This window comes from Streptomyces sp. NPDC045778 (assembly GCF_056431945.1).
Window position 1 is genome coordinate 145,768 of the sequence record NZ_JBWKJZ010000021.1, and the last position, 23,810, is coordinate 169,577.

Consider the following 23,810-nt stretch of genomic DNA (forward strand, 5'->3'; position numbering starts at 1 on the left):
CCGGTGGATAACGAAGGGGGAGATTACGTGACGGCGGGTGCGCGCGGAGCCCCGAGCCGCGATCCTTGGTACTCGCAGTCAGCAGCGCACACCTCGGGGGAAGCGGAACAGTGGAGCGCGCCACGGCGGGGCAGCCCGCCCATGCGAAGGAACCGGGGCCCGGCACACCCGCCCCGGCGGAGCAGATCGCCCTGGAACTCCTCGTGCACGGCGTCGGCGGCGCCACGCCGCAGGAGATGCTCGACGACCCCAGGACCGTCCGCGTCGCCGGCGACGGCACCGCGGCCGTCCACCGCCGCGCCGACGACGTGACGGCCGAGTCCCGCCCGCAGGACTACCGCGGCCGCCCCGTCCCGGAGGCGTACGTCTGGTCCGACCTCACCTCCGGCAACGGCTCGCGCGCCCTGTGGCTCCTGCTCCTGCCGTTCATGGTGGTCAACCTGGCGCACTGGATGCGCCCCGCCGCGCGCCGCATGAAGCGCGCCGTCCGGGCGTACGGCCTCCTGGTCCGCCTCGTCGCCCTGACCCTCACCGTGCTGCTCGTGGCCGCGGCCTGCGAGATAGCGGTCGACCTGGTGGCCTGGCAGTGCGCGGGCACGCGCGCGTGCGTGGCCGACCACTCCTGGCTCGGCTTCCTCGCCCCCGACGCGGCCGGGGGCGGCGGCTGGTGGTCGCAGCCCGGGCGCCGCCTCGCGCTCGCCGCGGCCCTGCCCGCCGCGCTCACCGGCCTGCTCTGGTACCTCTCCCACCGCACCTGGAGCGCGTACGAGTCCCAGCAGCCGCTGCCCCACCAACCGGACCCCGAGGAGGCCGCCCGCAACGCCCTCGGCAGGCCCGGCTTCTGGTACGGGCGCAGGATCGTCGCCCGGCTGCGCGCCGCCCACACCGCCGCCGGCCTGCTCACGGTCGCCGCCGCCGTGGGCGCCTCCGCCGCCCGGTACGACCGCCGCCCCGGCGGATCCGTGCTCCTGGACGTCCTCGGCTGGACCCTGATGTCCGCCCTCGCCGGATGCGGGGCCCTCGTGGTGGGAGTGGTGTGCCGCAGGGGCCGTAGCGAACACCGGCTCGACCGGCGGCTCGACCGCACCCTGGTGCGCGGGCTGCCGCTCGCCGCCCTCGCCCTGCTCGCCCTCGCGGTCCTGTACGCCGGGTGGTCGCGGCCCGACTGGACCTCCACGGGCCGGCTTCCGGGCAACACGACCTTCGGCGGCATCGCCCTCGTCCAGGGCGCCCTGGTGCTCGCCCTCGCGGCCGTCGCCACCGCGCTCCACCGCGGGGCGCCCGACGCCCGCGCCGCCATGCGCGGCCTCGGCGGCCCCGCCGTCGCCATGCTGGCCTGCGCGCTCGGCGGCGTCATGTCCGGCGGCGGCTCCCAGCGCGTCGCCGACTGGCTGGACGGCAGGCGCGGCACGATCGACGGGCCGCCCGCCCTGCTGACCTGGCAGGCCTCCGTCATCCCGCCGCTGCTCGTGGTCGTCGCCGTCCTGTGCGCGGGGCTCGCCGTCCGCACCGCCCGGCACCTGCGCATCGAGCGCGCCCGCGTGCCGCGCGAGTACCCCGGCGAGCGCCCCGACACCGCCCGCACCCGCCGCATCGCCGCCAAGCGCGTGAGCGCCGCCCTCACCGACCGCGTGCCCCTCGTCGTCGGCGTCACCTCGGCCACCACGCTGCTGCTCGGCGCCGCCGCGCTCGTCGGGGCCTGGGCGAGCGACGAGGTGCCCGGCGAGGCCGCCGACGGCGCGCCCGCGTTCGTCGAGGGCACCGCGCAGACCGCGCAGGCCCTCGGCTCCTGGCTGATCGGCCTCGGCTTCATACTCTTCGTCACCTGGGGCCGCCGCGCCTACCGCGACGCCTCCGCGCGCCGCACCATCGGCATCCTGTGGGACGTCGGCACGTTCTGGCCGCGCGCCGCCCACCCGTTCGCGCCGCCCTGCTACGCCGAGCGCGCCGTGCCCGACCTGACCTGGCGCATGCACACCTGGACCCGCGCCACGGGCGGCCGCCTCGTGCTGTCCGGCCACTCCCAGGGCAGCGTCCTCGCCGCCGCCGCGGCCTGGCAACTGCTGCCGTCCGTACGCAAACGGGTCGCGCTGCTCACCTACGGCTCCCCCCTTGAGCGCCTGTACGGCCGCTGGTTCCCCGCGCACTTCGGGCCCGCCGCGCTCAGCTCCCTGCACCGCGAGGTCGACTGCTGGCGCAACCTGTATCGCGCCACCGACCCCATCGGCGGCCCGGTGCGGCTGCACGGCGACTGCGGCCCCCAGGTCGACCGCGCCGCGCTCAAGGACCCGCTCGCCTACGGCCGCACCGCCGAGCACCCGCTGCCCGCGCCGCTCCTCGGCCACGGCGACTACCAGGCCGACCCCGCGTTCGCCGAGGAGCGCGCCCGGCTGCTCGCCCGGCTCAGGCCCCCGGTGCCGCGCCCGAAGTCCCCGGACACGGCGGGGGCGACCCCCGCGGCCGCTCCCCCGGCGAGCCCTACACCAGTTCCGGAAGGTCCTCCGGGTACAGCAGGGTGAGATCGTCCGTACTCGGCTCCGCGAGCTGCGCGACACGGCCCGCGTGCCGCTCCACCATCGCCTCGAACGTCTGGCGCGCGGTACGGCCGTTGCCGAACGTGGGCCCCTTCGGCAGGGCGGTGAAGTACTTCAGGAGCGCCTCGGATGTGCCGGTGCCGAGCGTGTACTCGTGCTCCTCCGCCTGCTGCTCGACGATGCGGAGGAGTTCCTCGGCGTCGTAGTCGCCGAACGTGATGGTGCGCGAGAAGCGGGACGCCACCCCGGGGTTGACCGACAGGAAGCGGTTCATCTCCTGCGTATAGCCCGCGACGATCACCACGACGGCCTCGCGGTGGTCCTCCATCAGCTTCACGAGCGTGTCGATCGCCTCCCGGCCGAAGTCGCGCCCGGAGTCCTCCGGTGAGAGCGCGTACGCCTCGTCGATGAACAGGACGCCGCCCCGGGCCTTTTCGAACGCCTCCTGGGTGCGGATCGCCGTCGAGCCGATGTGCTCGCCCACCAGGTCCACGCGCGACACCTCGACGAGGTGGCCGCGCTCCAGGACGCCGAGCGAGGCCAGGATCTCGCCGTAGAGCCGGGCCACGGTCGTCTTGCCCGTGCCGGGGGAGCCGGTGAACACCAGGTGGCGGCGGACCGAGGCCGCCTTGAGGCCCGCCTCCTGGCGGCGCCGCCCCACCTCGATCATGTCGGTGAGGGCCCGCACCTCGCGCTTGACGCTCTCCAGGCCCACCAGCGTGTCGAGTTCGCCGAGCACGGCCTTGGAGGTGCGCGACGGCGGCGGGGCGGGCTGCGCGGGCGGCTGCCCGGCGCCGCGCGGCTCGGGAAGGGCGCCGAGCAGCCCCACGGACTGTCCGGCCGTCTGCGTGGCCGCCTCGGGCGCGGCGGGTCGTACGCCGGCGCTCTCGTCGCTGGTGCAGTCCTCGACGAGCGGGCCGTCCTCCGCGAACTCGAAGCCGCCGCGCGCGCACCGCTCCGTGCGGCACCGCTTGAGCGTCGTACGACAGCCGTCGATGACGTGGAAGCCGTAGCCGCCGCTGCCGACGACCGTGCAGCGCTGGAAGCTGCCGCGCCCGCCCGCCGAGACGTAGAAGCCCGCCTCGGCGGGGGAGGTGACCGTGCAGCGCTCGATGCTGGGATCGGCGCCCTTGGTGACGATCACGCCCGTCTGCGTGGCGTCCACGGTGCAGTCCGCGAGGACGCCGCCGCTGCCGTGGTCGCGGAACCACGCGCCGGTCCCCGCCTCCCGGATGCGCACGTCGTCCAGCTGGGCGGTCGCGCCGTCGCTCACCGACACCGCCGTGTTGCGCACCTGCGTCAGATCACTGTCTATGACGTCGACGCGCGACCCCCGGTCGAGGACGAACAGCGCGTCCGGCACGTCGTGCACCCGGCACGACTCCAGGACGGCCGTCGCACCGTCGCTGACCCACACCGCCGGGTAGTCACCCGTGCTGTCGTGGATCTCGCACTGGTTGGCGTCCACGCGCGTCCCCGGGTCCCATACCGACAGGCCGTTGCGGCCGAACTCGCGCACCGTACTCCGCGTCAGGGTGAGGACCGAGCGCGAGCGCAGGTCGACCGCGTTCTCCGGGATGTCGTGGATGCGGCAGTCGGCGAGGGTGAGCACCGCGTCCGTGTCGAGCGTGACGCCGTCGGACGTCGTGCGGTGCACCGCGCAGTCCGTCAGGTGCGCCGTGGCGCGCGCGGTGATCTGCACGCCCGCGCCCTTGACCTCGTACACCTCGCAGCCGACGGCCTCCAGGCCGCTGAACTCGCCGGTGACCGACAGGCCCGCGCCCGAGGTGTGGTGCACCCGGCAGCGCTCCAGGCGGGGATGGCCGCCGCCGCGCACCGCGACCCCGGACTGGCCCGCCGCGACGACCTCGCACTCCTCGAACACGCCGCCACCGCCGTCGAGTACGGCGATGCCGACGCCGCCCGCGTTGTCGACCGTGCAGCGGCGCAGGGTGGGGCGGGCGCCGCCGCGGACCTCGATGCCGGCCGCCGAGCGCGTCAGCACCCGGATGTCCGCCAGCTCCGGCGTGCCGTCCTCGACGAGCAGCGCGGGCGCGGCCGAGTCCTGCCCCTCGACGTGCAGGTCCTGCACGACGGCGGAGGCCCGCACCGTCAGGGGCACGCCGTCGACGGGCGCGATGCGCACGGAGCCGGGGGAGCCCTCGGGGCCGCGCAGCGTCACCGCCCGCTGGACGACGAGGTTCTCGCGGTACGTCCCCGGGGCGACTGTCAGGACGTCCCCGTCGCCCGCGGCCTCCAGGGCGGCGGTCAGCGATGCGTACTCTCCCGTGCGGCGCCGCCACCGCGACGTACCGGTGTGCGTCACCTGGACCGTGCCCTGTGCCATGGAGTTGCTCTGCCCCCACCTCGACATACGCGGGACCCCGCGCCCGCGCGCGAGGAGGCCGAGGAGTCGGCCCGCTCCACCGTAGCGCGCGCGGCACGGGGGAGTTGACCTGATGGGCAGGCTCCCCCCAGCTCAGGCGCCGGTGCCGGTCCTGCCCCAGTCCGGTCCCGCCTGCTGCCAGGCCTGGTCCCAGCGGGCGTAGCGGCGCTGGAGGACGCGCCACAGGAGCAGCCGCCGGGCGCCCTCGACGAGGCCGGCGCTCGCGAGGGCGGCGCCGAATCCGGCGAGGGCCGCGTGGGTCGTGGCGGTGGCCGGGTCGAGCGGGCGGCCGACCACCCGGCCGTGGCGGTCGGTCCAGACCGTGAACCGGTCGCCCGGCCGTGGCGACTTGAGGACGGACGCGACCGTGCCCGCGTGCCCGGAGCCGTCCGGTCCCGTCCACCTGGCGAGCACGCGGCGGTGCGCGTCCCGCGCGGTGGAGGTCTCCGGGTCGGGGTCGAGGGGCGACTCGTCGAGTTTCTCAAGGACAGTGGCCGTCACGACGTGGCGGGCCGCGCGCTGTGTTTCCACCGAGCGCAACAGCGCGTCGTGCGTGAGGCTGCCCGTCACCGCGCCGGTCACCGGGGCCGCGACGACGATGAGTACGAGGGCGACCAGGGCCACCCAGGCCTCGGCGAGGTCCGTCCCGCGCCGCAGTGGATTGCGGCGCCAGCGCCAGAGTCCGGCGATCGCTCGCACGGTCCCGCACCCCCTTCCGCGTCCGTCCTCACGGTCTTCCGCGTCCGTCCCCACGGTCCTGACCGCGAACGGCACGGCTCACGCGTGGGCGACGAGAACTGAGGATGACAGCACCCTCCCTCTCGTCGCTTTCCGGACTCGTCCGAAGAGGCCCGGCGAGGCTCCCGCCGGTGCTTCGCGGGAGACCGGGGCGAGCACCTTCGAACCTCAACGACCTTGTCCTGTCGTCGAGTTCCCCGCGCCCGTCCTGTTCATTCGAGGATCTTCGGCGGGTCACCGATACGGATGGCGGGTGTTGTCGACGGGGCGGAGCCGGCCCGGAGGCGGTGAGCGCGGGCCCCGCACATTCGGCCGGAAACGATGCATGGGCGGCGGGGCCTTCGCTGAGCGCGGCGTTGCGCGAATCACGCGAATCAGGGGACCCGGCTGAGTGCGCGCACGCCGAAGTCGCCGTCGGCCCTTGGCTCGACGGCGACTGCCAGGCGTGCCCCCCCGGACGCCTTCAGCGGATGAACATGGATCCCAGTGAGCGACGCGCGGCCCTGCTGTCGGCGGTCACCGGCGGCGCGGGCCGCGGTCGGTCAGTAGCCCCGGTACTGCTGCCGGTTGTACGGGTCCTCGTGGGGCGCGGGCGCCGGGCGAGGCGCCGCGGGACGCATCGCCTCATAGCCCGTCGTGGTCCCCATGGGCCGCTGCTGCTGCGGGCCCGGGTAGCCGCGGGGCGGTCCTGCCTGCTGCGGGATGTACGGCGCGGGGGCCTGCTGCAGCGGTGCGGGCTGCGGCGCGGGCGCGTAGCCGTAGTTCGGCGGAGCCGCCGCCGCGGGCCCGGAGGGCCCCGACGGCAGGGCGGGCAACGCGGCGGGAAGGGCCGGGAGGTGACTGCCCGTGTCGTAAGGAGACGGGTTCACCCGGATCGGGGCGATCTGCGGGGTGCCCCGCTCGGCGACCAGAGAGTCGTAGATCGGAGTGTCCGGGAAGGACGGCGCGGAGTAGTAACCGCCGCCATAGGTGGAGCGGGGGGAGGTCATGCTCCATAAGTTAAGCCCTTGATGTGCTGGTTGGGGAGACCGATAAGAGGGTTGTTTGTCGTGTTGCCTGCGCCTTCGGATCCTCAATGCGAGCGAACCTGGGAAAATCGGTCGCGCGGTGCCGTAGGGAACCTGTAAAGGCGGGGTTCTCCTGGGTTACCGGCGGTCGACCGGCGGTTGACGCGGAGCGATGGCCGGGTGGGTCCGTGCGCGTCCGCGAATCCCAGGTAATAGGTTGGGCGGGAACGGAACGGCGGTCCTGCCGGGCCCGGCACTGGTGATGGGGGCAGACATGTCTATGGCCAAAGGTTCGAATGTTCCCGTGGGGGCAACCGCCGTACGGGTCGAATTGGGCTGGGGTTCCGGACCCGGAGTTCCGGACGCCGACGCGTCCGCGCTGTTGCTCGCGCAGTCCGGGAAGGTGCGCTCGGACGCGGACTTCGTCTTCTACAACCAGGCGACGCACGCTTCGGGCGCCGTGCGCCACGAGGGCAAGCGGACCGCGGGCGGCACCGTGACGGACGCGCTCGTCGTCGACCTCGCGCGCGTGGAGCCCGCTGTCGAGACGGTGGTCCTCGCCGCGTCGTCCGACGGCGGCTCGTTCGGCAAGGTGCCCGGTCTGCACATCCGGGTCCTCGACGCCGCGACCGGCGCGGAGATCGCGCGGTACGACAGCGCCGACGCGAGCGTGGAGACGGCGTTCGTCCTCGGCGAGCTGTACCGGCGCCAGGGCGCCTGGAAGTTCCGCGCCGTCGGCCAGGGCTACAGCAGCGGTCTGGAAGGCCTGGCGACGGACTACGGCATCACGGTGGACGAGCCCCAGCAGGCGGCCGCGCCCACCCCGCCCCCGGCGCCCACCCCGCCCCCGGCGCCCGCTCCGCCCGTGGCGGCTCCCGCGCCCGCCCCCGCCCCGCCCGTGGCCGCGCCCGCTCCCGCCTCGCCGCCTCCGCCGCCCGCCGCGCCCGCACAGCCCGTGCGCCTGACCAAGGTCACGCTCACCAAGGAGTCGCCCTCGGTCTCCCTGACCAAGCAGGGCGGCACGTCGGGCGCGCTGCGCGTGAACCTCAACTGGGAGGTGCGCAAGCAGTTCAAGGGCTGGGCCAGCAAGCTCGGGCGCGCCGTGGCGATGCACGGCGACCTCGACCTCGACCTGTGCGCGCTGTTCGAACTGGCCGACGGCCGCAAGGGAGTCGTCCAGGCCCTCGGCAACGCCTTCGGGGCCCTGAACCAGCCTCCGTACATCCTCCTGGACGGCGACGACCGCACCGGAGCCGTGTCGACCGGCGAGAACCTCACCGTCAACCTCGACCACACGCGGGACTTCAAGCGCATGGTCATCTTCGTGACCATCTACGAGGGCGCGCGCAGCTTCGCCGACCTGAACGCGACGGTCACGCTGACGCCGCAGCACGGCGCGCCGATCGAGTTCTCCCTGGACGAGTGCACGGTGCCGTCGACGGTGTGCGCCCTCGCGCTCATCACGAACCAGGGCGGCGAGCTGGTCGTCCAGCGCGAGGCCCGCTATCTGGTGCCCGAGCGCGGCGTGAGCCCGCAGCGCACGATCGACTACGCCTACGGCTGGGGCATGAACTGGACGCCCGGCAGGAAGTGATGCCCCGCGCCGGCGCCTCCCAGCACGTGGGGGGCGCCGGTCAGGGCCGCGAGTCGGGGGCCGGCTCAGGGGCGGCCCCATAGGTCCGGCCCTTCCACGCCGCGCCGCGTCCCCGGTAGTGCCGCACCGCCGAGTCCACCGTCATCAGCAGGTACAGGAAGGCCGTGGCGGGCAGCGTGAGCGCGAGCCACAGCGGCTGGCGGTAGTAGCGCAGCATCGGCAGATACGTCCCCGTCATCACGAGCCACGCGAGGCCCCCGAGGACCGCGGCGGCAGTGTCGCCCGCCGCCAGGCCCGCGGCCAGGGCGACGGGCGGCGCCAGGTAGATCACCGCGAGCCCCGCCACCGTCCCGGCGAGCACCGCCGGGTTGTGGCGCAGCTGGGCGTACGCGCTGCGCGCCACCATCCGCCACAGGTCCGCGAGGTGCGGATAGGGGCGCACGCTGTCGACACGGTCGGCGAGGCCCAGCCAGACGTGCCCGCCGCCGCGCTTGACCGCCCGGGCGAGGGCCACGTCGTCGATCACGGCGTGCCGGATGGCGTCCGGCACCCGCGCCCGTACGGCGGCGTCCGCGCGCAGCAGCACGCAGCCACCGGCCGCGGCGGCGGTGCGCCCGCCCTTGCGCGCGATCCAGCGGAACGGATACAGCTGTGCGAAGAAGTAGACGAACGCCGGGACGACCAGGCGCTCCCACACGCTGGCCACGCGCAGCCGCGCCATCTGTGACACCAGGTCGAAGCCGCCGGTCTCCGCGGCGGCCACCAACTCCCGCAGGCTGTCGGGTTCATGGGCGATGTCCGCGTCCGTGAGCAGCAGGTACTCCGGCTCACGCGCGCGTGCCAGGCCGATGCCGTGCCGCACCGCCCACAGCTTGCCCGTCCAGCCCGCGGGCGGCTCGCCCGGCGAGGTGACGGTCAGGGGAAGCCCGCCGTGCCGCGCGGACAGCTCCCGCGCGAGAGCCCCGGTGCCGTCGGTGCTGCCGTCGTCGACGAGGAACACCTCGGCCCGCCCCGGGTAGTCCTGCGCGAGCAGTGACGGCAGACTGGCGGGCAGCACCTCGGCCTCGTCCCGCGCGGGGACGACGACGCACACCGGCGGCCAGCGCTCCGGCTCGCGCCGGGGTGGCAGGCGCAGGTCCGTGCGCCAGAAGAAGCCCTGTCCTACCAGCAGCCACAGCCACGCGGCGAGCGAGGCGGCGGAGATCCACGCAACGGCACTCATCCGCCGCAGTCTGCCCCACGGTGCCCGGGTTGTGAGGCCCATCGTCTAAGGTGACCGGGTGAAGATCGCGCTCATGGACTCCGGAATCGGACTGCTCGCCGCGGCGGCCGCGGTACGGCGCCTGGCCCCCGGCACCGATCTCGTGCTCTCCTCGGACCCGGACGGCATGCCCTGGGGCCCCCGCGACACGGCGGACCTCACGGAGCGGTCCCTCGCGGTTGCCGGGGCCGCCGCCGCGCACCGCCCGGACGCGCTCATCGTGGCGTGCAACACCGCGACCGTGCACACGCTGCCCGCCCTGCGCGCCCGCTTCGAGCCGGACCTGCCGGTCATCGGCACCGTTCCCGCGATCAAGCCCGCCGCGGCCGGTGGCGGGCCGATCGCGATCTGGGCGACCCCCGCGACCACCGGCAGCCCCTACCAGCGCGGCCTCATCGAGGAGTTCGCCGCGGGCGTCGACGTCACGGAGGTGCCCTGCCCGGGCCTTGCCGACGCCGTGCAGTGGGCCGACGAGGACGCCATCGACCGGACGATCGCGGCGGCCGCCGCCCTCACCCCGCCCGAGGTAAGGGCCGTCGTCCTGGGCTGCACCCATTACGAGCTGGTCGCGGAGCGCATCCGCGCCGCCGTCCAGCGTGCGGACCGGGCGCCGCTCGTCCTGCACGGCTCGGCCGGAGCCGTCGCCGCCCAGACGCTGCGCCGCATCGGCGAGGTGCCGGGCGACCGTGCGACGGCCGACGACCGCCACGGCGGCGTCCGCGTGCTCCTCAGCGGGCGCGAGGCCGCGCTGCCGCCCGAGGCCCTGGCCTACGCCGAAGGACGCCTCCTGGCGTCGGCGAGCCCGGCCCTGAAGAGCTGACGGGGGCCTGGTCGGCGCCCCCGTGCGGCCCAGCGGCGGGAACGCGCCCCACCGGGGCCCTGCCCCCGGGAAGCCTGGTGTTCGGAGCGTCCGGCCGGAGAGGTATCTCTCCGCGACGCGGTGCCTTCGCGGCGGATCGTGAGTAACCTCGACTCCATGACGGACCACGCCCACGGCGAGCGGGCTGCCGCCGAGGATGAGCCCGAGATCTGGACCGGACGCGCGTCGAACCGCGTCCAGTGGCTGCTGGCCTGCGCCGGCGCCGCCTGCCTCGCGCTGGGCATCGACCTGGCCGTGGAGACCCTGTGGCCCTCCGGCATCCTGCCGCTGGTCATGTCCATCGTCGGCTGCATCGCGGTCGGCCTGCTGATCCTCTTCGGCACCCTGGCCTTCGTCCACGTCGCCGTGAAGGTCGACAAGGAGTGCCTGGAAGTGCGCTGCGGCCACATCGGCCTGCCGCGCCGCCGCATCCCGCTCTCGCACGTCGTCGGCGCCGACTTCGCGCCCGCCGTCACCCCGCGGCACTGGGGCGGCTGGGGCTACCGCTGGCGGCCCGAGCAGGGCACCGCCGTCATCGTGCGGCGCGGCGAGGGCGTCGTCCTGGAACTGGGCGACGGCCACAAGTTCACCGTCACCGTGGACAACGCCGAGAGCGCGGTCCGCGTCATCCGCGAGCACCTGCGGCCGACCCGCCCCGCGCCCACGCTCTGACCACCCTGCCCGCGCGGCCAAGGGCCGGCCCGGCGCTAGCCGCCGTCGGCGCCCCTGGTCTCCGGTATCGGCCGGGCCGTCGCGATGCCCGCGAGCAGGCCCGCGCCCGCCGTCACGGACGTCACGCTCAGCGCGTTGCCGAGCGTGGCCACCGCCGCGACGGCGGTCAGGGCCGCGCCCGCCGTCAGGACGACCGCGGTGCAGCGCGCCGAGCGCCACAGCGCGAACAGGACCCACCCGAAAGCAGCCGTGAGCAGTACGACTCCGGTGAGGCCCTGCTCGGCGGCCTGCTGGAGCAGCGCCGAGTGCGGCTTGCCGTCCGGCAGCAGGCCCTCCGTCACGGTCGGTGACGCGTCGCCGAACCGCCCCGGGCCCACCCCGAACGCCGGATGCGCGCCCACCAGATCCCCGGCGTCCCGCCACAGCCGCACCCGGTGCGGCCCGAGCCGGCCCTCCAGGGAGTCGGTCAGGCCACGCGGAAGCAGGTCCTCGGCGACGGCCCAGGACGCCCCGGCCACCAGCACGGCGGCGAGGGCGAACCCCGCGAGGCCGAGCGCCCGGCGGGTCAGGGCCCCTGCGAGCGAGCACAGCAGGATCCCGGCGCAGGCGAGGAAGCCCGCCGTGGAGCCGAGCGCCGCCGCGCAGCCCACCACAGCGACCGCGGCCAGGCGCAGACACAGCCGCAGCGCGGGCCCGCGCGCCGCCCACGCCGCGCAGCAGACCGCGCCCGCCGACAGGCTCAGCAGCGCCGCGGTGGCGCCGATGGGGCCGAGCGGCGAGGCACTGGCCGGGCCGGGCGTGACGTGGGGGGCCGCGACGGCGAGACAGACCCCCGCGAGCGCCCCGGCGCACGGGGCCGCCACCGGCAGGAGTGCTCCGGCGATGCGCCCGCCCGCGTACCCGGCGGCGACCGCGAGGACCGCGAGCAGCACGCCGTCCGGCCGCCCGCCGCCGACCGCCGAAGTGATCAGCGCCCAGGCCGCGCACACCGCGAGGAGCACCAGACCGCTCGCGTCGGTCACCCCGTGCCGCTCCCCGGCCCGCTCGGCCGTCGCCGCCCCCGTCGCCCCCAACCCGCCCCCCGAGTGTCCGCCGCCCCCGCCCCGCGGCAGCGCGTTCCAGCCGCGTGTCGGGGACTGCGGCACACCGTAGCGGCTGCTGACACGAGTTGTGGATGTCTTGCGCAGAAACGATCTAGCAAATGTGTGGGAGGGGCACGTGGCGCCCCCGCGCGCGGGGGCCGACCGCGCTGTCCGCGCCCAGGTGGCGAGCCGTAGACTCCCCGGGTGACCGCCACCACCGCTCCCACCGAGACGTCGGAGCAGACCGAACCGCAGCCCGGACAGGAAACCCGCGCGGAGCGGGTACGGCGACGGCTGATTCCGGCCGTCGCCGCGGTGCTCTCCGGCGTCCTGCTCTACCTCAGCTTCGCGCCGCGTGAGCTGTGGTGGCTCGCCCCCTTCGCGTTCGCGCTGCTCGGCTTCGTGCTGCACGGCCGGCGGCCCGGCTCCGGGTTCCGTCTCGGCCTGCTCATGGGTCTCGGCTACTTCGTGCCGCTGCTCTCCTGGACGGGCGTCGACGTGGGGCCGCTGCCGTGGCTCGCCCTCGCCGTCGCCGAAGCGCTGTTCATCGGCCTGGCGGGCCTGGGCATCGCCTCGGTGTCCCGCCTTCCGGCGTGGCCGGTGTGGGCGTCCGGGGTGTGGCTCGTCGCGGAGGCCGCGCGGGCGCGCTTCCCCTTCGAGGGCTTCCCGTGGGGCAAGGTCGCCTTCGGCCAGCCCACCGGCGTGTTCCTGCCGCTCGCCGCGCTCGGCGGGACCCCGCTGCTCGGCTTCGCGGTGGTCCTGAGCGGCTTCGGGCTCGCCGACGTCGTGCGCCGCCTGAGGGCCGCGCCCCGCGCCCGGGACCGCGCCGTGCTGACCGCCGCCGCGCTCACCGTCGCGCCCGTGGTCGCCGGGGCGGCCGCGACACCGCTGGTGTCCACGCAGGCGGAGCACGGCACCGCCACGGTCGCGGTCATCCAGGGCAACGTGCCGCGCATGGGTCTGGACTTCAACGCCCAGCGCCGGGCCGTGCTCGACCACCACGTCCGGGAAACGCTGCGCCTCGCCGCCGAGGTCAAGGCGGGCAGGGCCGAGCAGCCGGACCTGGTCCTGTGGCCGGAGAACTCCTCCGACATCGACCCGTTCACCAACGCCGACGCGTACGCGGAGATCGACAAGGCGGCGAAGGCCATCGGCGCCCCCGTCTCCGTCGGCGCCGTCGTCGAGGCGAAGGACGGCAAGCCCCGCAACCGGCAGATCCTCTGGGACCCCGAGGCGGGCCCCGGCGCCTCGTACGACAAGCGGCACCTCCAGCCGTTCGGCGAGTACATGCCCTACCGGAGCTTCTTCCGGCTCTTCAGCTCCGACGTAGACCGCGCGGGCGTCTTCAAGCCGGGCACGAAGCCGGTCGTGTTCGACATGGCGGGCACCGAGGTCGGGCCCGTGACGTGCTACGAGGCGGCCTTCGACGACGTGGTCCGGGACCAGGTGAACAAGGGCGCGCAGATCCTGTCCGTGCCGAGCAACAACGCCACGTTCGAGCGCAGCCAGATGACGTACCAGCAACTGGCCATCGACCGGGTGCGGGCCGTCGAGCACGGCAGGGCCGTCATGGTCCCGGTGACCAGCGGGGTGAGCGCCGTGATCCGCCCGGACGGGACGGTCGCCGAGCGCACGGGCATGTTCACGGCGGAGTCGCTGGTCGCGGAGGTGCCCAAGCGCAGCTCCAAGACGCCCGCGACGCGGCTCGGGGTGTGGCCCGAGGTGTTTCTGGCCGGTCTGGGAGTGGCCGGAATCGGCTGGGTGATCGCGCGCAGGCGGGCCGGCACCGGCGGTTAGGGTGCTGATCATGGCTACTCCAGAGTTCATCAAGACCCTGCGCGCCGACGTGGGCCACCAGCTCCTGTGGCTCCCCGGAGTCACCGCGATCGTCTTCGACGACGAGGGCCGGGTGCTGCTCGGTCGGCGCGCCGACAACGGCAAGTGGTCGGTGATCGGCGGCATCCCGGAGCCGGGGGAGCAGCCCGCCGAGTGCGCCGAGCGGGAGGTCTTCGAGGAGACCGCCGTGCGCTGCGTCGCCGAGCGGGTGGTCCTCGTGGAGACCCTGGAGCCCGTCACCTACCCCAACCACGACGTCTGCCAGTTCATGGACATCACCATCCGCTGCCGGGCCGTGGGCGGCGAGCCCCGCGTCAACGACGACGAGTCCCTCGAGGTGGCCTGGTTCCCGCTGGACCGGCTTCCCGAGCTGCACGAGACCGGCCTGTTCCGCATCAAGCAGGCCATGGCGGACGGGCCCACCTGGTTCGCCCGTGGCTGAGCGCGCTCCGTGGTGGCCGCACGGGACAGCGTGTAGCCTGCACGGACATTGACGGATGCTGTCCGCGCGGCGCCCCCGAGGCGCCGCCGAACCACTGAGGCAGGGACGGGAGTTGCGCGGGAAGACCTACGGCGTCGTGCTGCGGGGGCTCGCCTGCGCGCTCCTCGTCTGGCAGGTCTGGCTCGTGTGGCACCTGAGCACGTACGACGCCACGAGCGTCGAGTGGTCCTGCTACGACGACCGGGGCTGCGGCAGCGACCAGCTGGTGGCCGTCGCGCCGGAGCTGGGCATCGGTCTGGACGTGCTGCTCGGCGTCGTCGCCGCCCGGTTCCTGCACCGCGCGACGGCGGGCGTGGTGATCGCGCTCAGCGCGTTCGCCGCCCTCACGGGCTGGTACGACGCGATGGCCGACGGCCGCGTCTCGTACGGCACGCTCACCGACTTCATGCTGCTCGCGCCGATAGGGCGGCACTCCGTGACGACCTGGCTCACGTTCCTGTGGTCGGTGGCGGCCGTGGGCGGCGTCGCCGCGGTGTGGGGCGCCGCCGTGAGCCTGCGCAGGACCGCCGCGCTGCGCCGGGTGCGCGCCGGGTTCACCACGGCCGAGGCCCAGTTGGAGGGCTGGCGTCCGGTGCGCGGCAGGCGCGGCGAGGTCACCGTCGTCTTCCACGACCGGCGGGGCGCCCGGCACGCCGTGCCGGTGGTCGTCGACCGCGCGGCCCTCGACCGGCCCGTCCTCGCGGTGTACGACCCCGAACGCCCGGCCGACCCCGACCGCACCCGCGTCGCCGTGCCCCGACAGCGACGGCTGCGTTCCCGGTGAGGTAGGGGCCCTGCCGCGCCTCGCGAGCCGACCTGGGGCCGCGGCCCGATCGCCGCTACCAGTAGCCTGAAGGCACGATGAACCGTTTGAGCACGTCATGGGGTGCGTACGACCTCACCCGTTTTCCGGAGGACCCGCGCGATCAGCTGCGGGCCTGGTCCGCGGCCGACGCCTATCTGCTGCGGCATCTGGCGGGGGAGGAGGGTGACGCGCCGGTCGCCCTCGACGGCACCGTGGCCGTGATCGGCGACCGGTGGGGCGCGCTGACCACGGCGCTCGCCGCGCACCGGCCCGTGCAGATCACCGACTCCTTCCTCGCCCGGCAGGCGACCCTCGCCAATCTGGAGCGGGCCGGGCACGCGCCCGACCCGGCGCGTCTGCTGACGACGCGGGACACGCCGCCCGAGCGGGTCGACGTGCTCCTGGTCCGGGTGCCCAAGAGCCTCGCGCTCCTGGAGGACCAGCTGCACCGGATCGCGCCCGCCCTGCACGCGGGCACCGTCGTCGTCGGCACCGGCATGGTCACCGAGATCCACACCTCGACGCTCGAACTCTTCGAGCGCATCGTCGGCCCGACGCGCACCTCGCCGGCCCGGCAGAAGGCCCGCCTGATCTTCGCCGCACCGGACCCGGAGCGGGCCCGCGAGCCCAGCCCCTGGCCGCGGCGGTACGTCCTGCCCGCCGACGCGGGGGCGGGCGCGGGCCTGACCGCCGTCAACCACGCGGGCATCTTCTGCGCCGAGCGCCTGGACATCGGCACGCGCTTCTTCCTCCAGCACCTGCCCGCGAGCCACGGCGACGCCCACGTCGTGGACCTGGGCTGCGGCAACGGCGTGCTCGGCACGGCCGCGGCGCTCGCCAACGCCGAGGCGCGGGTCACCTTCGTCGACGAGTCGTACCAGGCGGTCGCCTCGGCGGAGGCCACGTTCCAGGCCAACGCGGCCGCCGCGAAGGCGGAGTTCTTTGCCGGGGACGCGCTCACGGCGACGCCCGCCGCGTCCGTGGACCTCGTCCTGAACAACCCGCCCTTCCACAGCCACCAGGCCATGACCGGCGCGGCGGCCCTGCGGATGTTCCGCGGCGCCCGCGCCGCGCTGCGGCCCGGCGGCGAGCTGTGGGTCGTCGGCAACCGCCACCTCGGCTACCACGTCCGGCTCAAGCGCCTGTTCGGCAACGTCGAAGTGGCCGCGAGCAACCGCAAGTTCGTGATCCTGCGGGCCGTCAAGCGCTGATGAGCGACGAGCTGTTCCCGCGCGAGCGCGGCGAGGTGGCCCCGGGCGCGGTGCACGTGCCCGGCTGGCTCGGCCCCGGCCGGCAGCGGGAGCTGCTCGCCGCCTGCCGCGACTGGGCCCGCCCGCCCGCGGGCCTGCGCACCGTCCACCTGCCCGGCGGCGGCACGATGACCGCCCGGCAGGTGTGCCTCGGCTGGCACTGGTACCCGTACGGCTACGCGCGCACCGTCGTCGACGGCGACGGCGCCCCGGTGAAGCCGCTGCCCGCGTGGCTCGCGGAGCTGGGGCGCGCGGCGGTGCGGGAGGCGTACGGGGACCGCGGCGACGGGCCGCCCGCGTACGACATCGCGCTCATCAACTACTACGACGCCGACGCCCGCATGGGCATGCACCGCGACAGCGACGAGCGGTCCACCGCGCCGGTGGTCTCGCTGAGCATCGGGGACGCGTGCGTCTTCCGGTTCGGCAACACCGAGACGCGCGCGCGTCCGTACACGGACGTCGAGCTGCGCAGCGGCGACCTGATGGTCTTCGGCGGCCCGTCGCGCCTCGCGTACCACGGCGTACCGAGGATCCACGCGGGTACGGCGCCACCGGGACTCGGCCTGTCCGGGCGCGTGAACATCACGCTGCGGGTGAGCGGGCTCGGCTGACGCCCCGCTAGTCGGCCAGTTCGTCGGCGGCGTCCTTGATCCGCACGGTGAGTTCGGTGATCTGGTTGTAGAGGGAGCGACGCTCCGCCATGAGCGCCCGGATCTTGCGGTCCGCGTGGTCCACGGTGCCCGGGTCGTGCCGCTGGAACAGCTCGCGGATCTTCGGCCGTGGCAGGTCGGTCAGTTCACAGCACAGGTACATGGCGATCTGGCGCGCGGTCACCAGGACCCGGCTGCGGGACGTGCCGCACAGCTCCTCCGCCGTCAGGTTGAAGTGGTCGCAGGTCACGGCGATGATCAGCTGCCCGACCCGCTCACCGCGCGACGGCCCGCGGTCGGGGACCAGATCCTTGAGGACGATCTCCGTCAGGCCGAGGTCCACCGGCTGCCGGTTGAGGCGGGCGAACGCCGTCACCCGGTTCAGCGCGCCCTCCAGCTCGCGGATGGTGCGCGAGGTGCGCGCGGCGATGAATTCGAGCACTTCCGGAGGCGTGTCGAGCCCGTCCGCGACCGACTTGCGGTGCAGGAGGGCGACGCGCGTCTCCAGCTCGGGCGGCTGGATGTGGGTGATCAGGCCCCACTCCAGACGGCTGCGCAGCCCTTCCTCAAGGTTCGTCAGCTGCTTGGGCGGCCGGTCCGAGGACAGCACGAGCTGCTTCCCGGCCTCGTGGAGCGCGTTGAAGGTGTGGAGGAACTCCTCCTGCGTCGCCCTGGTGTGCGCCAGGAAGTGGAGGTCGTCGACCAGCAGGACGTCGGCTTCCCGGCACTTCCCCAGGGACCTGGAGAAGTCCTCGGCGTGTACGTACCGGACGTGGAGGTCGGGATGGAGGCCGCGTGCGGAGTGCGCGACGGCGTGCAGCAGGTGTGTCTTGCCGATCCCTGACGTCCCGTAGAGGAAAAGGGGGTTGTACGCCCGGCCGGGCCGCGTGGCGGCGGCGAGGGCGGCGGCGTTCGCGAAGCGGTTGGACTCGCCGACGATGAAGGTGTCGAAGGCGTAGCCGGGGTTCAGCCCTCCCGGGTACGTGTTCCCGACGGGCGGTCGGGGGCGTTTGCGGGGCGGCGGCGGGGGAGGGGCAGGTGTCGCGGGGGCGGAGTCCCGCGGGCCCTCGCCGGACTCCCGGGGCCGGGGTACGGCCTCGTCGTCCCGCCGGTGCTCCTCGGCCGCGATCAACTGCCGCTCCAGCTCCTCGCAGCGTCCCTCCGCCTCGGCGCGGCGGGCGTGGGCGTCGCGGAGTTCCTCGCCGAGCGCCTCCACCTGCCGCACGAGGGACTGCCGTTCCCTGCGGAGCCCGGCCAACTGGTCCTCGTACAGCTGGAGCACCTTGTCTGCGTCGGCGTGCTCGCGCCCTTGGTGCGCGCGCAGCTGTCCGATCTGTACCTCGAGGTCCGCCGCGCGGTGTTGCGCGTCGACCAACGCCCCTTCGAGCGCGCGGACCAGCGCCGCCGAGCGGGTGGACTGCCGGTCGGCCTCGGCCAGTTGGTCCTCGAGGAGCTGGACCCGGTGGAGCGGGGAGCCGCTGCGGGCCAGTGCCTCGCGGTGCAGCCGGCGGATCAGCTCCATGGCCTCGGGGGTGGGCGTCCTGCCCTGGTGCTCGGCCACGTCGTGGACGAGGGCGTTGACGAACTCCCAGGTGGGGACGCGGGTGCCGTTGAGGAAGCGGGACAGGGACCCGGCGTCCCAGCTCCGGCGGGCCGCGTACCGGCGGACGCTGAGCCCGAGCCCGTCGAAGAGGCCGCGCAGCGCCTCGGCGAGCGCCCGTGACTCGTCCGGAAGCTCCCCGCCCAGCGGCACCAGGCTGCCCATGCCCACTCCCTGTCTGCTGCTGCCGCCGGTGTTGCGACACGTGGCAACTGTGCCGCCTACCGCAACACCTCGCACCCCCAACAGCCTGATTGCCGCCTGACAGGACATCAGGCGGCAGACCGGGCAAGAGATCAAGAAATTCAGAGAGGCTGAACGATGCACTTTCCACGGCGGCGAACCGACCTCGCCGTATTCCTCGCGGTCCTGGCGACCGGGATCGTCCTCATCCGGTGCGGGGTCAAGGCAGAGGCGGTGTCCACCGTCGCGGTCGGGCTCTCCACCTTGTACGCGGCCTGGCAGCGCCAGGACGGGGCGCCGCGGCCCCCGGACGCGCGGGACGCCTCCGGCCCCCGCGCACCCGGGCGCCGCGAGTAGGCGCGGCCGGGGCTACGCGTCGTGGAACACCAGGCCCAGGGTGCGCCGCAGGCCCGAGCGGACGGTGCTCACGCCGTGCCGGACCGGGGCCGCCGACCAGCCGCGCGCGGAGCGCACCGGCCGGTCGCGCGTGGTGAAGACCAGGCCGTGTCCCTGCGGCAGCACGGTGACGGTGCCACGGGACTGGGCGCGCGGGCGCTGTTCCACGAGCAGGAACTCGCCGCCGGTGTAGTCGGCGCCGTGGACGTCGAGGCCGATGACGACCTGGAGCGGGAAGACCAGGTCGCCGAAGAGGTCGCGGTGCAGCGCGTTCCAGTCGCCGGCCTCGTAGCGCAGCAGGATCTGTGAGGCCTGCGACTGGCCCGCCGCGTGGCACCTGTCGAGCCACTCGTCGAGGCTGTCGGGCCACGGGGCGGGGCGGCCGAGGCGGGCCGCCCAGTCCCGGGCGATCGGCAGGAGCCGGGGGTAGAGGGCGGCTCGCAGCTCGGCGACCGGGCCCGGCAGGTCCGGGCCGAAGTACCGGTACCGGCCGGATCCGAAGCGGTGCCGGGCCATGTCGACCGTCTTCCGGAACAGGTCCGCCTCGTCGTACAGGGCGGCGACCGACCGGCACGCGTCGGGGTCGAGGAGCGCGGGCGTCAGGGCACAGCCGTGGACGTCCAGCTCGGCGGCGATCCCGGCCCAGTCGGCGGCGGCGACCGCGGCGGGGGGTCCGGCGGTGGCGGGCTCAGCGGGTCCGGCGGCGGGCTCAGCGGGTCCGGCGGCGGTGGGCGCGGCCCTGGTCACGACGCCTCCAGGTCCAGGAGCCGCCGCTTGCGGTCCAGGCCGCCCGCGTAACCGGTCAGCGAGCCGTCCGCGCCGATCACACGGTGGCAGGGGCGCACCACGAGCAGCGGATTGCGGCCGATGGCGGTGCCCAGGGCGCGGACGGCGGCGCGCGAAAGGCCGAGCCGCGCGGCGAGCGCCCCGTACGTGGTGGTGGTGCCGTACGGCACGGAGTCGAGCGCGTCCCAGACCCTGCGCTGGAAGTCCGTGCCGGACCCGGCGGCGTACTCGACCTCGAACCGCGTCAGGGCGCCCGCGAAGTACGCGCGCAGCTGGTCGGCGATCACGGTGAACGCCTCGTCGTCGCGGACCCAGCCGTCCAGGACGACCGCGGCGCCCTTCTGGCCCGGCATCGAGAGCGACGCGAGCGCCGTGCCGCCCTTGGCGGTGGCCGAGGGCTCGCCGACGAGCAGCAGCTCACCCAGCGGGCTGTCCAGGGTGGTGTAGACGGTCATCGCGCCTGTCCTCTCGTGCGGTCCAGCGGTTCTCACGACCGGTGTCTTCCTGATCAGTCTGCGGCGCGCGCACGGCCGCGGCTGGCGGTTTTCGGACACGGCGCTCACCGGGTCCCGCGCACGTCGGCGAGGGGGCGTCCGGACGCGGCGCCGCGGACCCGCCCGGCGCGGGCGGCGGCGGGCGCCGCGAGGGGGCCCGGCGGCGGCGAGAAGTCATCGGTCACGCGTGCGCCCGTGGATAACCTGCCGCTCCGGCCGGTAGTGATCAAGTGGGGAAAGGTCACAGAGGCAGCTCGTTCCAGCCTTGTGCCGACCGAAGGGTGGGGAAGATGGACGTACCGAACGTCGTCGGGGACTGGCAGGAGTACCAGTCCGACGAACTGGCAGGGCTGCGCGTGCGGGTGCACGGCCTCAAGCGGGCCACTCCCAAGCGCGGCCGGGACGAGGACGCCAAGGGCCTGACCTACGTCGCCTTCGACGTCACCTTCGAGAACCGCGGCTCCGAGTTCGTCACCATCGACCTGCACGACCATCCATGGCACTTCGACGTGCGCGTGGGCCGGGACGGACACGGCGCGTTCGTCGACGAGTACGGCTCGGTCGTCATCCGGGACTTCAACCTCTACCCGCAGCGCCGCGTCACGGCGACCCTCTACGCGGCCGCGCCCGTGGCCAAGCTCAGGCAGGTGGACGTCCAGGTCAGCCCGCGGATCGACGGCGAACCGTCGTTCGGCTACGTGTGGGTGGGCGGCCTCGGGGTGCACGAGGCGTCGACCCGCGTGGACGCCAGGGCGTCGACGGCGAAGGCGGGCGTGGCCAGCGAGGTGGAGCGGTTCCTCCAGGAGAACGCGCCGGGGGAGTGAGGTCCGGCGGGGGCGGCCCGCGGAGGTGAGCCGCGCCGCACCTGCGGCAGAGGCCATCGGGGGTGAGCCGCGCCGCACCAGCGGCAGAGGCCGTCGGGATGTGAGCTACGTCCCGCCCATTGTGCAACTAGTTGCATAAGGGATGGGGCTGGCCTACAACTGTCCTGACGACTTCGCGCCCCGCGTACGAAAGAGGCCGCATGGACTCCACGAGCCGCTACCCGCACCTGCTCAGCCCGCTCGACCTGGGCTTCACGACGCTGCCCAACCGGGTCCTCATGGGCTCCATGCACGTGGGCCTCGAAGAGGCGCCGGGCGGGTTCGCGCGCATGGCCGAGTTCTACGCGACCCGGGCGCGCGGCGGCGTCGGCCTCATCGTCACCGGCGGCATCGCGCCGAACGAGGAGGGGCGCCCCTGGGAGGGCGGCGCCAAGCTGACCACCGAGGCGGAGGCCGAGCAGCACGCGCCGATCACCGCGGCCGTGCACCGCGAGGGCGGCAGGATCGCGATGCAGATCCTCCACTTCGGGCGGTACGCCTACCACGCGGACCTGGTCGCGCCGAGCGCGCTCCAGGCGCCGATCAGCCCGTTCGAGCCCCGCGCGCTGACCGGGGACGAGGTCGAGCGGACCATCGAGGACTTCGTCCGCGCCGCCGAACTCGCCCGGCACGCGGGCTACGACGGCGTCGAGATCATGGGCTCCGAGGGCTATCTGATCAACGAGTTCATCGCGGCCCCCACCAACCGGCGGACCGACCGCTGGGGCGGCGCCTACGAGAACCGCGTCCGCTTCCCCGTCGAGATCGTGCGGCGCACGCGCGAGCGCCTCGGGGACGACTTCATCATCGTCTACCGCCTGTCCATGCTGGACCTCGTGCCCGGCGGCTCCACGCTCGACGAGGTCGTCCACCTGGCCAAAAAGATCGAGGCCGCGGGCGCCAGCATCATCAACACCGGCATCGGCTGGCACGAGGCCCGCGTGCCCACCATCGCGACGTCCGTGCCGCGCGGCGCCTACACCTTCGTCACCAAGAAGGTCATGGGCGAGGTGTCCGTGCCGCTGGTGACGACCAATCGCATCAACACCCCCGAACTCGCCGAGCAGCTGCTCGCGGACGGCGCCGCCGACATGGTCTCCCTGGCCCGCCCGCTGCTCGCCGACCCCGACTTCGTGGCCAAGGCGCGGCAGGGGCAGCCCGACGCCATCAACACCTGCATCGGCTGCAACCAGGCCTGCCTCGACCACACCTTCAACCTCCAGATCACCTCCTGTCTGGTGAACCCGCGCGCCTGCCACGAGACGGAGCTGGTCCTCACGCCCACCCGCCGCAAGAAGCGCGTCGCCGTGGTCGGCGCGGGACCCGCGGGACTCGCCTGCGCCGTCTCCGCGGCCGAGCGCGGCCACGACGTCACGCTGTACGACGCGGCCGCCGAGATCGGCGGCCAGCTGAACGTGGCCCGCAAGGTCCCCGGCAAGCAGGAGTTCGACGAGACGCTGCGCTACTACCGCACGCAGCTCGAACTGCGCGGCGTGGACGTGCGGTTGAACACCCACGTGACGGTCGGCCTGCTCGCCGGCGCCGGGTACGACGACGTGGTGGTCGCCACCGGCGTCACGCCCCGCACCCCGGACATCCCCGGCGTCGACCACCCGAGCGTCGTCGGCTACCTGGAAGTGCTGCGCGACGGCGCCCCCGTCGGCGACCGGGTCGCGATCGTCGGCGCGGGCGGCATCGGCTTCGACGTCGCCGAGTACCTCACCGACAGCGGCGACAAGGCCAGCCTCGACCCGGCGACGTACTTCAAGCACTGGGGCGTCGACATGGACTACCGCGAGCGCGGCGGGCTCACCGCGCCCGAGCGGCCCCTGTCGCCGCGCACCGTCCACCTCGTCCAGCGCAAGACGTCCAAGGTCGGCAGCGGCCTCGGCAAGACCACCGGCTGGATCCACCGCGCCGAACTGCGCCACCGGGGGGTCGAGATGGTCGCCGGCGCCCGCTACGACCGCATCGACGACGAGGGCCTGCACCTCACGGTCGACGGCGCCGCCCGCACCCTCCCCGTCGACACGGTGGTGCTGTGCACCGGCCAGGAACCCCGGCGCGACCTGTACGAGGGCCTGCTCGCCGCCGGTATGGCCGCGCACCTCATCGGCGGCGCCGACGTCGCGGCCGAGCTGGACGCCAAGCGCGCCATCAAGCAGGGCACGGAAGTGGCCGCCGCGCTGTGAGCGCCCGCGGGGGGGGGGGGGGGGCGGCCCCCCCCCCCCCCCCCCACACCCCCCCCCCCCCCCCCCCCCCTACCCCCCCCCCCCCCCCCCCGAAAACCCCATCTGGCCCCGGGTTCCACCCTCCACTTTCCCCCTTGC

At 74.4% G+C, this 23,810-nt stretch carries 20 protein-coding genes; 12 read left to right on the forward strand and 8 right to left on the reverse strand.

Features of this window, described 5'->3' with window-relative positions:
- Positions 1-110 precede the first annotated feature (110 nt).
- Complete coding sequence (locus AC07GB_RS25845) at positions 111-2,519, forward strand: hypothetical protein (RefSeq protein ID WP_478849343.1); 2,409 nt, start codon at positions 111-113, stop codon at positions 2,517-2,519.
- Here AC07GB_RS25845 and AC07GB_RS25850 read toward each other — a convergent pair.
- From AC07GB_RS25850 to AC07GB_RS25860, 3 genes are all read right to left on the reverse strand, one after another.
- Positions 2,479-4,881 (reverse strand): right-handed parallel beta-helix repeat-containing protein, encoded by a 2,403-nt coding sequence (locus tag AC07GB_RS25850; protein ID WP_478849345.1) that lies wholly within the window; start codon positions 4,879-4,881, stop codon positions 2,479-2,481. The two genes, AC07GB_RS25845 and AC07GB_RS25850, sit on opposite strands and share 41 nt — an antisense overlap.
- Before the next feature lie 132 nt (positions 4,882-5,013).
- The gene (locus AC07GB_RS25855) at positions 5,014-5,619 is read right to left on the reverse strand and encodes an Rv1733c family protein (protein ID WP_478849347.1); all 606 of its coding nucleotides are present in this window, start codon (positions 5,617-5,619) and stop codon (positions 5,014-5,016) included.
- Between the two features lie 581 nt (positions 5,620-6,200).
- The gene (locus AC07GB_RS25860; protein WP_478849349.1) at positions 6,201-6,647 is read right to left on the reverse strand and encodes a DUF6643 family protein; all 447 of its coding nucleotides are present in this window, start codon (positions 6,645-6,647) and stop codon (positions 6,201-6,203) included.
- Positions 6,648-6,939: 292 nt separating this feature from the next.
- On the opposite strand from AC07GB_RS25860, the gene AC07GB_RS25865 reads away from it, so the two are divergent.
- Complete coding sequence (locus AC07GB_RS25865; RefSeq protein ID WP_478849351.1) at positions 6,940-8,259, forward strand: TerD family protein; 1,320 nt, start codon at positions 6,940-6,942, stop codon at positions 8,257-8,259.
- Positions 8,260-8,299: 40 nt separating this feature from the next.
- Here the strand turns inward: AC07GB_RS25865 and AC07GB_RS25870 are convergent, their stop codons facing one another.
- Positions 8,300-9,481, reverse strand: a complete 1,182-nt coding sequence (locus tag AC07GB_RS25870; RefSeq protein WP_478849353.1) for a glycosyltransferase — start codon at positions 9,479-9,481, stop codon at positions 8,300-8,302.
- Positions 9,482-9,539: 58 nt separating this feature from the next.
- Here AC07GB_RS25870 and AC07GB_RS25875 point away from each other — a divergent pair, with 58 nt between their 5' ends.
- The gene (locus AC07GB_RS25875; RefSeq protein ID WP_478849355.1) at positions 9,540-10,340 is read left to right on the forward strand and encodes a glutamate racemase; all 801 of its coding nucleotides are present in this window, start codon (positions 9,540-9,542) and stop codon (positions 10,338-10,340) included.
- A gap of 156 nt (positions 10,341-10,496) precedes the next feature.
- Positions 10,497-11,051, forward strand: coding sequence for a hypothetical protein (locus AC07GB_RS25880; RefSeq protein WP_478849357.1), 555 nt, complete (start codon positions 10,497-10,499; stop codon positions 11,049-11,051).
- 35 nt (positions 11,052-11,086) lie between these two features.
- On the opposite strand, the gene AC07GB_RS25885 is transcribed toward AC07GB_RS25880, so the two are convergent.
- Positions 11,087-12,073, reverse strand: coding sequence for an O-antigen ligase family protein (locus AC07GB_RS25885; RefSeq protein ID WP_478849358.1), 987 nt, complete (start codon positions 12,071-12,073; stop codon positions 11,087-11,089).
- Between the two features lie 264 nt (positions 12,074-12,337).
- Here AC07GB_RS25885 and lnt point away from each other — a divergent pair, with 264 nt between their 5' ends.
- The 5 genes from lnt to AC07GB_RS25910 all read left to right on the forward strand — a co-directional run bounded on the left by lnt (position 12,338) and on the right by AC07GB_RS25910 (position 17,119).
- Positions 12,338-13,930, forward strand: coding sequence for an apolipoprotein N-acyltransferase (gene lnt / locus AC07GB_RS25890; protein WP_478849360.1), 1,593 nt, complete (start codon positions 12,338-12,340; stop codon positions 13,928-13,930).
- Positions 13,931-13,940: 10 nt separating this feature from the next.
- Positions 13,941-14,411: an NUDIX hydrolase gene (locus AC07GB_RS25895; RefSeq protein ID WP_478849362.1), complete on the forward strand. Its 471-nt coding sequence runs from the start codon at positions 13,941-13,943 to the stop codon at positions 14,409-14,411.
- Positions 14,412-14,523: 112 nt separating this feature from the next.
- On the forward strand, positions 14,524-15,234 hold the full coding sequence (locus AC07GB_RS25900; RefSeq protein ID WP_478849364.1) for a hypothetical protein: 711 nt from the start codon (positions 14,524-14,526) through the stop codon (positions 15,232-15,234).
- 77 nt (positions 15,235-15,311) lie between these two features.
- A complete protein-coding gene (locus tag AC07GB_RS25905; RefSeq protein ID WP_478849366.1) occupies positions 15,312-16,466 on the forward strand; it encodes a methyltransferase in 1,155 nt (384 codons plus the stop codon).
- On the forward strand, positions 16,466-17,119 hold the full coding sequence (locus AC07GB_RS25910) for an alpha-ketoglutarate-dependent dioxygenase AlkB family protein (protein ID WP_478849368.1): 654 nt from the start codon (positions 16,466-16,468) through the stop codon (positions 17,117-17,119). Before AC07GB_RS25905 ends, AC07GB_RS25910 begins: the two co-directional genes overlap by 1 nt.
- Positions 17,120-17,126: 7 nt before the next feature.
- Here AC07GB_RS25910 and dnaA read toward each other — a convergent pair whose 3' ends face one another.
- Positions 17,127-18,923, reverse strand: a complete 1,797-nt coding sequence (dnaA, locus tag AC07GB_RS25915) for a chromosomal replication initiator protein DnaA (protein ID WP_478849370.1) — start codon at positions 18,921-18,923, stop codon at positions 17,127-17,129.
- A gap of 156 nt (positions 18,924-19,079) precedes the next feature.
- On the opposite strand from dnaA, the gene AC07GB_RS25920 reads away from it, so the two are divergent.
- Complete coding sequence (locus AC07GB_RS25920; protein ID WP_478849372.1) at positions 19,080-19,298, forward strand: hypothetical protein; 219 nt, start codon at positions 19,080-19,082, stop codon at positions 19,296-19,298.
- 12 nt (positions 19,299-19,310) lie between these two features.
- On the opposite strand, the gene AC07GB_RS25925 is transcribed toward AC07GB_RS25920, so the two are convergent.
- Together AC07GB_RS25925 and AC07GB_RS25930 are read right to left on the reverse strand one after the other, a co-directional pair.
- Positions 19,311-19,973: a 2OG-Fe(II) oxygenase gene (locus tag AC07GB_RS25925; RefSeq protein WP_478849390.1), complete on the reverse strand. Its 663-nt coding sequence runs from the start codon at positions 19,971-19,973 to the stop codon at positions 19,311-19,313.
- A 107-nt stretch (positions 19,974-20,080) separates the two neighbouring features.
- Positions 20,081-20,578, reverse strand: a complete 498-nt coding sequence (locus AC07GB_RS25930) for a methylated-DNA--[protein]-cysteine S-methyltransferase (protein ID WP_478849374.1) — start codon at positions 20,576-20,578, stop codon at positions 20,081-20,083.
- Positions 20,579-20,907: 329 nt separating this feature from the next.
- On the opposite strand from AC07GB_RS25930, the gene AC07GB_RS25935 reads away from it, so the two are divergent.
- Both AC07GB_RS25935 and AC07GB_RS25940 read left to right on the forward strand, forming a co-directional pair.
- A complete protein-coding gene (locus AC07GB_RS25935; protein WP_478849376.1) occupies positions 20,908-21,441 on the forward strand; it encodes a hypothetical protein in 534 nt (177 codons plus the stop codon).
- A 200-nt stretch (positions 21,442-21,641) separates the two neighbouring features.
- Positions 21,642-23,672: an NADPH-dependent 2,4-dienoyl-CoA reductase gene (locus AC07GB_RS25940; RefSeq protein WP_478849378.1), complete on the forward strand. Its 2,031-nt coding sequence runs from the start codon at positions 21,642-21,644 to the stop codon at positions 23,670-23,672.
- Positions 23,673-23,810 lie beyond the last annotated feature (138 nt).